We start from the raw sequence: 12,804 nt of genomic DNA on the forward strand, positions 1-12,804 counted from the left end.
GCCCATGCCCACCGACGCCAAGCGCTCGCTGCAGCTCAACGACCAGGGCCAGCTGCGCCACTTCCTCTCGCTCGACGGCCTGCCCCGCGAGCTGCTGACGGAAATCCTCGACACCGCCGACTCCTTCCTCGAAGTCGGCGCCCGCGCGGTGAAAAAGGTTCCGTTGTTGCGCGGCAAGACCGTGTGCAACGTGTTTTTCGAGAACTCCACGCGTACCCGCACCACCTTCGAGCTGGCGGCCCAGCGCCTGTCGGCCGACGTGATCAGCCTGAACGTGTCGACCAGTTCGACCAGCAAGGGCGAGACCCTGTTCGACACCCTGCGCAACCTCGAAGCCATGGCCGCCGACATCTTCGTTGTGCGCCATGCCGACTCCGGCGCCGCGCATTTCATCGCCGAGCACGTGTGCCCGAACCTGGCGATCATCAACGGTGGCGACGGCCGCCACGCGCACCCGACCCAGGGCATGCTCGACATGCTGACCATCCGCCGGCACAAGGGCAGCTTCGAGAACCTCTCGGTGGCCATCGTCGGCGACATCCTGCACTCGCGGGTGGCGCGCTCGAACATGCTTGCGCTGAAGACCCTGGGCTGTCCGGACATTCGCGTTATCGGGCCGAAAACCTTGCTGCCGGTGGGCATCGAGCAGTACGGCGTAACTGTCTACAGCGATCTCGCCGAAGGCCTCAGGGATGTCGACGTGGTAATCATGCTGCGCCTGCAGCGTGAACGCATGCAGGGCGGCCTGCTGCCGAGTGAGGGCGAGTTCTACCGCCTCTATGGCCTCACCGAGCAGCGCCTCAAGCTGGCCAAGCCGGACGCCCTGGTGATGCACCCGGGGCCGATCAACCGTGGTGTGGAAATCGAATCGGCGGTGGCCGACGGCCCGCAGTCGGTGATCCTCAACCAGGTCACCTACGGCATCGCCATCCGCATGGCCGTGCTGTCCATGGCCATGAGTGGCCAGAATGCCCAGCGCCAACTCAATGCCGAGGAGCAGAACTGATGCGTACCCGTATCCTCGGAGCCCGCGTGGTCGACCCGGCCAGCGGCGGCGATCAGGTCCGCGATCTGTACCTGGAGAGCGGCAAGGTCGCCGCCTTCGACCAGGCGCCGAACGGCTTCGTCGCCGACCGCGAGATCGATGCCCGCGGCCTGATCGCCGCCCCCGGCCTGGTCGACCTGTCCGTCGCCCTGCGCGAGCCCGGCTACAGCCGTAAGGGCAGCATCGCCAGTGAAACCCTGGCCGCCGCTGCCGGCGGCGTGACCAGCCTGTGCTGCCCGCCGCTGACTAAACCGGTGCTGGACACCCCGGCCGTGGCCGAGCTGATCCTCGACCGCGCCCAGGAGGCCGGCCACGCCAAGGTCTTCCCGATCGGCGCGCTGACCAAGAATCTCGCTGGCGAACAGCTGGCCGAACTGGTCGCCCTGCGCGACGCCGGTTGCGTAGCCTTCGCCAACGGCCTGGCGCCGCTCGCCAACAACCGCACCCTGCGCCGCGCACTGGAATATGCGGCGACCTTCGACCTGACGGTGATCTTTCACTCGCAGGACGCTGACCTCGCCGACGGCGGCCTGGCCCACGAAGGCGCCACGGCGAGCTTCCTCGGCCTGGCCGGAATTCCCGAAACGGCGGAGACGGTGGCCCTGGCCCGCGACCTGCTGCTGGTCGAGCAGAGTGGCGTGCGCGCGCACTTCAGCCAGCTGACCAGCGCCCGCGGCGCCGAGATGATCGCCGCCGCCCAGGCGCGCGGCCTGCCGGTGACCGCCGACGTGGCGATGTACCAGCTGATCCTCACCGATGAGGCATTGCTGGGCTTCTCCAGCCTTTTCCACGTGCAACCGCCGCTGCGCACCGCCTTCGACCGCGACGGCCTGCGCGAAGCGCTGAAGAGCGGCGTGATCGGCGCCATCGCCAGCCACCACCAGCCCCACGAGCCGGACGCCAAGCTGGCGCCATTCGGCGCGACCGAGCCGGGCATCAGCAGCGTCGAGTTGCTCCTGCCACTGGCCCTGACCCTGGTGGAGGACGGCCTGCTCGACCTGCCGACCCTGCTCGCCCGCCTCACCGCCGGCCCGGCCAAGGCCCTGCGCCTGCCTGCCGGGCGCATCGCCGCCGGTGCGCCGGCCGACCTGGTGCTGTTCGACGATCAGGCGCAGACCCTGGCCGGCGAAACCTGGTACTCGAAGGGTGGCAACAGCCCGTTCATCGGCCACTGCCTGCCAGGGCAGGTGCGCTACACCCTGGTCGGCGGGCGAGTCAGCTACCAGAGCTGATCGGCCTCACCGCCATAAAAAAGCCCGCCATTCGGCGGGCTTTTCATGCGCTGGCAATTCAACCGCGCGCGGCGTTCTTGATCGACACCTGGGTGTTCAGCGTCCAGAAGTCGTAGAGCACGCCGACGAAGAACAATCCGCCGGTGCACAGGTAGAGAATCCCGGTGATCCACTTGCCCTGGTACATGCGGTGCACGCCGAACACACCAAGGAAGGTCAGCAGGATCCAGGCGACGTTGTAGTCGGTGTCGCCAGCGGTAAAGCGCAGGTCCGCCTCGCGGTCCATCGCCGGAATCAGGAACAGGTCGATGATCCAGCCGATGAACAGCAAACCCAGGGTGAAGAACCAGATGGTCCCGGTCACTGGCTTGCCGTAATAGAAGCGGTGCGCGCCGAGAAAGCCGAATATCCACAGCAGATAACCGATCAGCTTGCTGTGCGTGTCCTGACGTTGCATATGAACCCTCGCTTGATGATGCCGCGCGACCGGACGACCGGCCGGCACGAACGCTTGCGTCGGCTGGCGACTCGCCAAATACTGTATGCAAATACAGTATTTGGCATTCCATGGAACTCATCGACAAGCTTACCGTATTGGCCGACGCGGCCAAGTACGACGTGTCCTGCGCCAGCAGCGGCGCGCCCAAACGTGACTCGCGCGGCAAATCGGGCTTGGGCGCCACCAACGGCATGGGCATCTGCCACAGCTTCACCCCGGACGGTCGTTGCGTGGCGCTGCTGAAGATCCTGCTGACCAACTTCTGCCTGTACGACTGCCAGTATTGCGTCAACCGTCGCTCCAGCGACGTGCCACGCGCGCGCTTCACCCCCGAGGAAGTGGTGCGCCTGACCCTGGACTTCTACCGGCGCAACTGCATCAGCGGCCTGTTCCTCAGCTCGGGGATCATCCGCTCGGCCGACTACACCATGGAGCAGCTGGTGCGCGTCGCCAGGCTCCTGCGCGAGGAGCACGAGTTCCGCGGCTACATCCACCTCAAGACCATTCCCGACGCCTCGCCCGAACTGATCGCCCAGGCTGGCCGCTATGCCGACCGCCTCAGCGTCAATATCGAGCTGCCCAGCGAGGCCAGCCTGATCCGCCTGGCGCCGGAAAAGAGCGTCGGCACCATCAAGCAGGCAATGGGCTCGATCCGCCTTGGCGTCGACGAAGCCAGCGAGGAGACCCGCGGTCCAGCCTTCGCCCCCGCCGGGCAGAGCACGCAGATGATCGTCGGCGCCGACGACACCGACGACCGCACCATCCTCGACACCGCGCAGACCCTGTACGGTGCCTACCGCCTCAAGCGCGTCTATTACTCGGCGTTCAGCCCGATTCCGCACAGCCCGAAAAGCGTGCCGTTCGAGGCGCCGCCGCTGCTGCGCGAGCACCGCCTGTATCAGGCCGATTTCCTCCTGCGCGGCTACGGCTTCAACGTCCAGGAGCTGATCGCCACGCCCGGCAACCTGGCCCTCGACATCGACCCCAAACTGGCCTGGGCGCTGGCCAACCGCGCGCAGTTCCCGCTCGACCTCAACCGCGCGGAACCGGCGATGATCGCCCGCGTACCCGGCATCGGCATGCTCAGCGCCAAGCGCCTGGTCGACCTGCGCCGCCAGCGCCGCATCCGCTACGCCGACGTGGTGCGCCTGCGCTGCGCGATGGACAAGGTCAAACCCTTCATCGTCACCCAGGACTACCGGCCGCAGCAGGCCACCCTGGAGTCCGCCGTGCTGCGCCGCCAGCTCAGCGATACGCCGGCGCAGATGGCGTTGTGGTGATGCACACCGCACACTTCGACGGCAGCTTCGCCGGCTGGCGCAGCGAGGCCAGGCGTTTGCTGCAGGCAGGCATCGCACCGCACACGGTGAACTGGCAGTCGGATAACCGAGACAGCGGCCTGTTTGTCGAGCTCGCGCCAGAGCCGGCGCCCTCTTCGCCGGCACCAGCGCTGCGCATTCCTCGGGAATTGCCCGAGCTGCTGGAAAGCGCGGCACGCTTTCGCGCCGAGGATCGCTGGGCCCTGCTCTACCGCATACTCTGGCGCGTCACCCAGGGCGACCGCGCCGCCATGCTCGCAGGCGACAGCGACGGCAGCGTACTGCAGCGGCGGATCAAGAGCGTGCGCCGTGAAGCTCACCACATGCACGCCTTCCTGCGCTTTCGCGAACGACCAGCCGCAGCCGGCGCGCCAACCTTCGTCGCCTGGCACGAACCGGCACACGACATCCTCGACAGCGCTGCCGGGCATTTCGCCGAGCGCCTGGGGCGCGCTACCTGGCTGATCGCCACGCCGGATGCCGCTGCGCTATGGGACGGCGCGCAGATGCGTATCCTGCGACCCTGCCCCGATGAACTGCGCGATCTGGCGCGCGGTGCCGACGACCCCGGCGCCGACCTTTGGCTGGCGTACTACGGCGCCACCTTCAACCCGGCGCGACTCAATCAGGACGTGCTGGAAAGCAACATGCCGGTGCGTTTCTGGAAGGATCTACCCGAAGGCCCACTGGTTCCGCAGCTGATGAGCCAGGCCCGCGCCGGCCAGCAGCGCCTGGCGCAGACCGCCAGCGTCGGCGAGCGTAGCGGCAAGGAAGTGCTGATCGCCAGCGACAAGGCCCAGCCGCAACGACCGCCGAGCACGTCATTGGGCGATTGCCGCGACTGCGCGATCTGGCGTGACGCCACCTGTGCAGTGCCTGGAGAGGGGCCGCGCGACGCACGCATCATGCTGATCGGCGAACAGCCGGGTGATCAGGAAGACCTCGCCGGCCGTCCCTTCATCGGCCCCGCGGGCCAGGTTCTGCAGCGCGCCCTGGCTCAGGCCGACCTGACGCGCGAGGCGCTGTACCTGACCAACGCGGTGAAGCACTTCAAATGGCTGCCACGTGGCGGCCCGCATAGCCGCGCCGCCACACGCCTGCACGCGACGCCGAAACCGGGTGAGATCAAGGCTTGCCGACGCTGGCTCAGCGAGGAGCTGGAGCAGATTGCGCCCGACGTGGTCGTGGTGCTCGGCAAGACAGCGCTGGCGTCGCTGCTGCAGACGTTCGAGCCGCAGCGCCTGCGCCTGGCGGATTATGTGGGACAGCCGTTCCGAAACGGCAGGCAGTGGGTGGTGGTGGCGCCGCATCCGGCAGCGGTGCTGCGGGCGGGTGAAGGCGGCGAACAGCGCTTCGCGGAGCTGGTCACCGCCCTGGAACAGGCCCGTCAGCTGACGGCGTAGCGGGTCAGCGGAAGCGCCGGCCCGGATCTTCCTCGCTGACTTCCAGGCTCAGGCCCTGGCTCATGCTGGTCAGGTGATCGCCGTCGGTTTCCGAGCCAAGCTTGATCATCAGGCGCAGGTCGTTCGCCGAGTCGGCGTACAGCAGCGCATCTTCGTAGGTGATCTCGCCCTGGGTGTAGAGGTTATACAGCGCCTGGTCGAAGGTCTGCATGCCCAATTCGGTGGAGCGCTTCATCAGCGACTTCAGCTCATGTACCTCACCCTTGCGGATCAGGTCAGCGGCCAGCGGGGTGTTGATCAGTACCTCGATCACCGCGCGGCGGCCCTTGCCGTCCGGCGTCGGCACCAGTTGCTGGGCGACGATGGCCTTGAGGTTGAGCGACAGGTCCATCCACACCTGGTTCTGCCGATCCGGCGGGAAGAAGTTGATGATCCGGTCCAGCGCCTGGTTGGCATTGTTGGCGTGCAGGGTGGCCAGGCACAGGTGGCCGGTTTCGGCGAAGGCCACGGCGTGGTCCATGGTCTCGCGGGTACGCACCTCGCCAATCAGGATCACGTCCGGCGCCTGGCGCAGGGTGTTCTTCAGGGCGACCTCGAAGGACTCGGTGTCGATGCCCACTTCACGCTGGGTGACGATGCAGCTCTGGTGCTGGTGGATGTATTCGATCGGGTCTTCGATGGAAATGATGTGGCCGCTGCTGTTCTTGTTGCGGTAGCCGATCATCGCCGCCAGCGAGGTCGATTTGCCGGTGCCGGTGGCCCCGACGAACAGCACCAGGCCGCGCTTGGTCAGGGCCAGTTTCTTCAGCACTTCCGGCAGCTTGAGGTCTTCAAGGGTCGGAATGTTGGTCTCGATGCGGCGCAGTACCATGCCGGCGAGGTTGCGCTGGTAGAAGGCGCTGACGCGGAAACGACCAATGCCGCGGGCGCTGATGGCGAAGTTGCACTCATGGTTTTCGGCGAAGTCGCGGCGCTGCTGCTCATTCATCACCGCATGCACGGTTTCACGGGCCTGCTCAGGCGACATGGGCGTCTTGGTCACGGGCATGATCTTGCCGTTGACCTTCATCGACGGGGGCACACCGGCGGTGATGAACAGGTCGGACCCGCCCTTTTCCACCATCAGTCGCAGCAGCTTTTCGAATTCCATGGTTCCCTCACCTATCAGATGCGAAACCCCGGCACGACCAACAGGTGGCCGCCCGCCGGGGCGAGCCATCGGCGGTTCTGGCCGCCGGTGGATGGCCGGATGAGTCCGACCGCTGTTTTATTTAGAAGTTTTCCGGCTGCTTGGCCTTCTCGCGCGCCGCTTCACGGCTGACCACGCCCTTGGCGACCAGCCCCTTGAGGCAGCTGTCGAGGGTCTGCATGCCCAGTGAACCCCCGGTCTGGATCGCCGAGTACATCTGCGCGACCTTGTCCTCGCGGATCAGGTTACGGATCGCCGGGGTGCCGATCATGATCTCGTGCGCCGCCACGCGGCCGCCGCCGATCTTCTTCAGCAGGGTCTGCGAGATGACCGATTGCAGGGATTCCGAGAGCATCGAGCGAACCATGGACTTCTCTTCGGCCGGGAACACGTCGACCACGCGGTCGATGGTCTTGGCGGCAGAGGTGGTGTGCAGGGTGCCGAACACCAGGTGACCGGTTTCCGCGGCGGTCAGCGCCAGGCGGATGGTCTCCAGGTCACGCATCTCACCGACCAGGATGATGTCCGGGTCTTCACGCAGTGCCGAACGCAGGGCTTCGGTGAAACCGTGGGTATCGCGGTGCACTTCACGCTGGTTGACCAGGCACTTCTTCGACTCGTGAACGAATTCGATCGGGTCTTCGACAGTGAGGATGTGGTGGTACTTGTTGCTGTTGATGTAGTCGAGCATCGCCGCCAGGGTGGTCGACTTGCCCGAACCGGTCGGGCCGGTGACCAGCACCAGGCCGCGCGGTACATCGGAAATCTTCTTGAAGATCTCACCCATGCCCAGGTCTTCCATGGACAGGACCTTGGACGGAATGGTCCGGAACACCGCGCCGGCACCGCGGTTCTGGTTGAAGGCGTTGACCCGGAAACGCGCCACGCCCGGGACTTCGAAAGAGAAGTCGGTCTCGAGGAACTCCTCGAAATCCTTGCGCTGCTTGTCGTTCATGATGTCGTAGATCAGCGCGTGGACCTGTTTGTGGTCCAGAGCCGGCAGGTTGATGCGCCGGACGTCACCATCGACGCGAATCATCGGCGGCAATCCCGCCGAGAGGTGCAGGTCCGACGCGCCTTGCTTGGCACTGAACGCCAGCAGCTCGGTAATATCCATGGGACTCCCCAATCACATGCAAGCAGGTAGAATGCCGCGAACCCCAGACGGGCGGGCTATAGAGCGCAAGTAATGTCCACGATAGCAGAGAATATTGCAAAGGTTCGCGCACGTATCCGTGAGGCGGCGCATGCCTCGGGACGTGATTTTGCGGCTGTCGGACTGCTCGCCGTGAGCAAGACGCAGAGCGCCGACGCGGTCCGTCAGGCGCATGCCGAAGGGGTGCGCTATTTCGGTGAAAACTACCTGCAGGAAGCCCTCGCCAAACAGGACGAACTGAGCGATCTGGACTTGATCTGGCACTTTATCGGCCCCATTCAATCGAACAAGACCAAGCTGATTGCCGAGAACTTCCAGTGGGTGCATTCGGTGGACCGCCTGAAAGTGGCCGAACGCCTGGCCGCCCAGCGCCCGGCGCACCTGCCTGCGCTCAACGTGTGCCTGCAGGTGAACGTCAGCGGCGAAGCCAGCAAGTCCGGCTGCACGCCGCAGGAGCTGCCGGCACTGGCACAGGCCGTTACACAACTGCCGCAGCTGAAACTGCGCGGATTGATGACAATCCCCGAACCTACCGAGGATGCCGCCGAGCAGCACGCCGCCTTCGCCCGCCTGCGTGCGCTGCGCGACAACCTGCAACTGGACCTCGATACCCTGTCCATGGGCATGAGCCATGACCTGGAGGCCGCCATCGCCGAAGGCGCGACCTGGGTCCGCGTCGGCACGGCCCTGTTCGGCGCCCGCGACTACGGCCCGCGCTGAACACAACCGCATTGAAGATCGAAGGAAAGCGCACATGAGTCACCCACGAATCGCCTTCATCGGCGCCGGCAACATGGCGGCCAGCCTGATCGGCGGCCTGCTCGCCCAGGGCACGCCGGCCAGTCACATCCGCGCCAGCGACCCCGGTGCCGAGCAACGCGCCAAGGTCGCCGCCGAGTACGGCATCGAGCTGTTCGAGAACAATGCCGACGCCATCGCCGGCGCCGACGTGGTGGTGCTGGCCACCAAGCCGCAGGTGCTCAAGGGCGTCTGCCAGGCACTGGCGCCGAGCCTCGCCGCCGGGCAACTGGTGGTGTCCATCGCCGCCGGCATCAGCTGCGCCAGCCTGGGCAACTGGCTCGGCGCAACACGCGCCATCGTCCGCTGTATGCCCAACACCCCGGCACTGCTGCGCCAGGGCGTCAGCGGCCTGTACGCCAACGCCCATGTCGACAGCGCGCAGCGCCAACTGGCCGAGCAACTGCTCAGCGCCGTCGGCCTGGCCCTGTGGCTGGATCAGGAGCAGCAGATCGACGCGGTCACCGCCGTCTCCGGCAGCGGCCCGGCGTACTTCTTCCTGCTGATCGAAGCGATGACCGCCGCCGGCGAGAAGCTCGGCCTGCCGCGTGCCATCGCCGAACAGCTGACCGTGCAGACTGCCCTGGGCGCCGCGCACATGGCCAGCGGTAGTGATGTCGACGCCGCCGAACTGCGCCGCCGCGTGACCTCGCCCAACGGCACCACCGAAGCGGCGATCAAGGCCTTCCAGGCCGGCGGCTTTGAAGCGCTGGTGCAACAGGCGCTGGACGCAGCAGCACACCGCTCCGCCGAACTCGCCGAGCAGCTTGGTCAATAAAGCGCCACTCGGTCAAAACGAACAACTGGGTCAATAAAGGAGCCTTCATGTCCGGAATCTCGGAAGCCCTCATCTATATCATCCAGACGCTGGGCAGCCTGTACCTGCTGATCGTCCTGTTGCGCTTCGTCCTGCAACTGGTGCGCGCGGACTTCTACAACCCGCTCAGCCAGTTCACCGTGAAGGCCACGCAGCCGCTGCTCAAGCCGCTGCGCAAGATCATCCCCGGCTTCGGCGGCCTGGACCTGGCGTCCCTGGTGCTGGCGATCCTCGTGCAACTGCTGCTGATGGTGGTGATCATCACCATTGCCGGGGTCAACCCGGCCAGCGTCGGCTTGCAGCTGCTGGTCTGGTCGATCATCGCGGTCACCTCGCTGTTCCTGAAGATTTTCTTCTTCGCCATGATCATCAGCGTGATCCTCTCCTGGGTCGCGCCGGGCAGCCACAACCCGGGCGCCGAACTGGTCAACCAGATCTGCGAACCGCTGCTGGCGCCCTTCCGCCGCCTGCTGCCGAACCTCGGCGGCCTGGATATCTCGCCGATCTTCGCCTTCATGGCGCTGCACCTGATCGACCGTTTCGTGATCGGCAACCTGGCGGCGATGACCCAGATGCCGACCATTCTCAGCCCCTTCATCTAAGAAGCGTCTTTCAAATTCGGCGAGCGAAGGTCAGGCAAGGCGCTACGTTAGTAACAGCCTTCGGCTGGTCAAAATGGCTGAGGACGCGGAGTTTACGAGCTGTAAATGAGCATTCCGAAGCCATTTTTAACGCCGCATCACCGAGCACAGCCAATTTGAAATCTGCTTCGAGCTGGTACCGCTGGGATGGCGCCGACCTGATCATCGACTGCCATCTCCAGCCCAAGGCCAGCCATGACGAATTCTGCGGCCTGCACGGCGAGCGGCTGAAAATCCGCCTCACCGCGCCGCCCGTGGAAGGCAAGGCCAACGCCCATCTGCTGGCCTTTCTCGGCAAGGCCTTCGGCGTCGCCAAGAGCCAGGTCAGCCTGGAAAGCGGCGAGCTGAACCGACAGAAACGCATGCGCATCCGGGCGCCGCAGCGGTTGCCGGATCTGCCCGGCCTCGGCCCCGCCACCTGAGCGATCCGCTCTGGATCGCCCCTCGCAGCAACCCGCTGAGCGACCGCTCGTAGCCCTGGCGCGACCGCAGGTGAAGCCCGCCGTGCCTGCTTGATTGACGCCATCAAATTGCCACGCATAATGCGTCGATATCCGGCAACGCCCAGGCGTTGGTGCGGATCGCTGCACGCGTTGCTTTCACGGTACCGAATGCCCCGAACCGCCCCGACCATCGCAGGATGCACACGCCGAGAGGAGAGCCCGGAATGAGCATGGAACGTCTCAGTCAGCAGGTCGACGCCTACGTCGCCTGGAAGCGCGAGCTGATGCGCGAGATCACCCGCTACCGTAGCTGGCTGGTGCACAACCGCCTCGGCTCCGAAGCGGTGGATACCCGCCTGGAGCGCGCCCTGCGCCTGCTGCGCACCGACCACATCACCCTGGCCTTCGTCGGCGAGTTCTCCCGCGGCAAGACCGAGCTGATCAACAGCCTGTTCTTCTCCCAGTACGGCCAGCGCATGCTGCCGTCGCAGGCCGGGCGCACCACCATGTGCCCCACCGAGCTGTTCTTCGACCCCCGCTCCGAGCGCTCCTACATCCGCCTGCTGCCCATCGAGACCCGCACCGCCTCGGCCAGCGTCGCGCAATTCAAGCGCATCCCGCGGCATTGGGTGAACATCCCACTGGACACCAGCGACCCGGACAACATGGTCCAGGCCTTCGCCCAGGTCGCCAAGACCAAGCCGATGCCGGTGGAACAGGCGATCCAGCTCGGCTTCCACCCGGACATGCTGGAAAGCTCCGGCAAGCCCGGCCAGGTGCTGGTGCCGGCCTGGCGTCACGCCATCGTCAATTTCGATCACCCGTTGCTGCGCCAGGGCCTGCGCATCCTCGACACGCCCGGCCTCAACGCCCTGGGCAGCGAGCCGGAACTGACCCTGTCGATGCTGCCGAGCGCCCAGGCGATCATCTTCCTGCTGGCCGCCGACACCGGCGTCACCGCCAGCGACATGGCGATCTGGCAACAGCACATCCGCCAGCTCGACGACGACACCCAGGCCAGCCTGTTCGCCGTGCTGAACAAGATCGACGTGCTCTGGGACGACCTCGCCGGCGATGCCTTCGTCAACCAGGCCATCGCCCAGATCCAACACGCCACCGCGCGCCAGCTCGGCATCAGTGCCGACAACGTGCTGCCACTGTCGGCCAAGCAGGCGATGCTGGCCAAGGTGCGCAAGGACGACGCATTGCTCGAACGCAGCCAGCTCGGTCATCTGGAAAATCTGCTCTGCGAGCGCATCGTCGCGCAGAAGGAGCGCCTGCTCGAAGACCGCGTGGTGCACCAGGTGCTGGCGCTGCTCAACAACAGCCAGCACGTGCTCAGCCTGCGCCTGGAGAAAGTGCGTGAGCAGCAGGCGCTGCTCTCCAACCACCAGCAGGACAACGGCCAACTGCTGTTCGAGCTGACCGCCAAGACCAAGGAAGACCACAGTCAGCACCACAAGCGCCTGCTCGGCCTGAAGACCAACCAGCGCCTGCTGCGCCGCCAGGGCGACCTGCTGCGCGCGGCGATTCGCCCGGAACGCCTCGCGGAGCACCTGGACAAGGTCCGTGCCGGCCTCAGCGGCAGCTGGACCACCCTGGGCATCAACCAGTCGATCCTGCACTTCTTCCAGTCGGTCGACATCGACCTGGGCAACCTGACCCAGGAAGCCGAGATGGCCAACAAGATGGTCGCGGCCATCTACCGCCGGCACAACGAGGAAAACCCGCTGCACGGCGTCGACGCGCCGCAGTTCAACAGCCGCCGCTACCAGCGCGAGCTGAAACAGCTACAGGACAAGGCCGACCAGTTCCGCCTGCACCTGAAAACCCTGCTGACCGAGCAGAAAGCCCTGACCCGACGTTTCTTCGCCACCCTGGTGCAGGAAGTCATCGGCATGCACCAGCGCCTGCGCCACGACGCCGAGCAATGGGCCAATGACGCGCTGATGCCGCTGATGCAGCACACCCTGGAGCACAAGCAGCTGTTGGAAACCCACATGCTGCGCCTCAAGGCACTGGCCCAGGACACCCAGCAGGCACGCCAGCGCGGCCAGCAACTGGCACGCTACATTGGCGAACTGGAGACCCAGCTCGGCCAGGCCAACGAAATGCTCCGCGCCCTGCGCCGCCCGGCGCCGATCCAGCGTCAGGGCAAGGTCGTCACCCTGCCCGGCGCACCACGCCAGCACGGCACCGGTGAACCCGCCTAGCCGAGGCATTTCAAGGCCTTAGCATTGGCCCCCATGCTTGCCGCTGGGG

At 65.8% G+C, this 12,804-nt stretch carries 12 protein-coding genes; 9 read left to right on the forward strand and 3 right to left on the reverse strand.

Annotated elements, in window-relative coordinates:
• The first annotated feature begins 4 nt into the window (after positions 1 to 4).
• The gene (locus IB229_RS08390; RefSeq protein WP_192326831.1) at positions 5 to 1,006 is read left to right on the forward strand and encodes an aspartate carbamoyltransferase catalytic subunit; all 1,002 of its coding nucleotides are present in this window, start codon (positions 5 to 7) and stop codon (positions 1,004 to 1,006) included.
• Complete coding sequence (locus IB229_RS08395; RefSeq protein WP_192326833.1) at positions 1,006 to 2,277, forward strand: dihydroorotase; 1,272 nt, start codon at positions 1,006 to 1,008, stop codon at positions 2,275 to 2,277. Before IB229_RS08390 ends, IB229_RS08395 begins: the two co-directional genes overlap by 1 nt.
• Before the next feature lie 58 nt (positions 2,278 to 2,335).
• On the opposite strand, the gene IB229_RS08400 is transcribed toward IB229_RS08395, so the two are convergent.
• Positions 2,336 to 2,734: an NINE protein gene (locus IB229_RS08400; RefSeq protein ID WP_192326835.1), complete on the reverse strand. Its 399-nt coding sequence runs from the start codon at positions 2,732 to 2,734 to the stop codon at positions 2,336 to 2,338.
• 110 nt (positions 2,735 to 2,844) lie between these two features.
• On the opposite strand from IB229_RS08400, the gene IB229_RS08405 reads away from it, so the two are divergent.
• Positions 2,845 to 4,056 (forward strand): putative DNA modification/repair radical SAM protein, encoded by a 1,212-nt coding sequence (locus tag IB229_RS08405; protein WP_192326837.1) that lies wholly within the window; start codon positions 2,845 to 2,847, stop codon positions 4,054 to 4,056.
• Positions 4,056 to 5,498, forward strand: a complete 1,443-nt coding sequence (locus IB229_RS08410; protein WP_192326839.1) for a UdgX family uracil-DNA binding protein — start codon at positions 4,056 to 4,058, stop codon at positions 5,496 to 5,498. The genes IB229_RS08405 and IB229_RS08410 overlap by 1 nt, the downstream gene beginning before the upstream one ends.
• Positions 5,499 to 5,502: 4 nt before the next feature.
• Here the strand turns inward: IB229_RS08410 and IB229_RS08415 are convergent, their stop codons facing one another.
• Together IB229_RS08415 and pilT are read right to left on the reverse strand one after the other, a co-directional pair.
• Positions 5,503 to 6,648 (reverse strand): PilT/PilU family type 4a pilus ATPase, encoded by a 1,146-nt coding sequence (locus IB229_RS08415; protein WP_192326842.1) that lies wholly within the window; start codon positions 6,646 to 6,648, stop codon positions 5,503 to 5,505.
• A gap of 121 nt (positions 6,649 to 6,769) precedes the next feature.
• Positions 6,770 to 7,804, reverse strand: coding sequence for a type IV pilus twitching motility protein PilT (pilT, locus tag IB229_RS08420; RefSeq protein WP_192326844.1), 1,035 nt, complete (start codon positions 7,802 to 7,804; stop codon positions 6,770 to 6,772).
• A gap of 72 nt (positions 7,805 to 7,876) precedes the next feature.
• On the opposite strand from pilT, the gene IB229_RS08425 reads away from it, so the two are divergent.
• The 5 genes from IB229_RS08425 to IB229_RS08445 all read left to right on the forward strand — a co-directional run bounded on the left by IB229_RS08425 (position 7,877) and on the right by IB229_RS08445 (position 12,755).
• Complete coding sequence (locus IB229_RS08425; RefSeq protein WP_192326869.1) at positions 7,877 to 8,563, forward strand: YggS family pyridoxal phosphate-dependent enzyme; 687 nt, start codon at positions 7,877 to 7,879, stop codon at positions 8,561 to 8,563.
• 34 nt (positions 8,564 to 8,597) lie between these two features.
• Entirely contained in the window at positions 8,598 to 9,419 is an 822-nt protein-coding gene (gene proC / locus IB229_RS08430; RefSeq protein WP_192326872.1) for a pyrroline-5-carboxylate reductase, read from the forward strand.
• 47 nt (positions 9,420 to 9,466) lie between these two features.
• A complete protein-coding gene (locus IB229_RS08435) occupies positions 9,467 to 10,060 on the forward strand; it encodes a YggT family protein (protein ID WP_192326875.1) in 594 nt (197 codons plus the stop codon).
• Positions 10,061 to 10,215: 155 nt separating this feature from the next.
• Entirely contained in the window at positions 10,216 to 10,521 is a 306-nt protein-coding gene (locus tag IB229_RS08440) for a DUF167 domain-containing protein (RefSeq protein ID WP_192326878.1), read from the forward strand.
• Between the two features lie 245 nt (positions 10,522 to 10,766).
• On the forward strand, positions 10,767 to 12,755 hold the full coding sequence (locus IB229_RS08445; RefSeq protein ID WP_192326881.1) for a dynamin-like GTPase family protein: 1,989 nt from the start codon (positions 10,767 to 10,769) through the stop codon (positions 12,753 to 12,755).
• Positions 12,756 to 12,804: the final 49 nt, after the last annotated feature.

This window comes from Pseudomonas sp. PDM14, from assembly GCF_014851905.1.
GTDB lineage: Bacteria > Pseudomonadota > Gammaproteobacteria > Pseudomonadales > Pseudomonadaceae > Aquipseudomonas.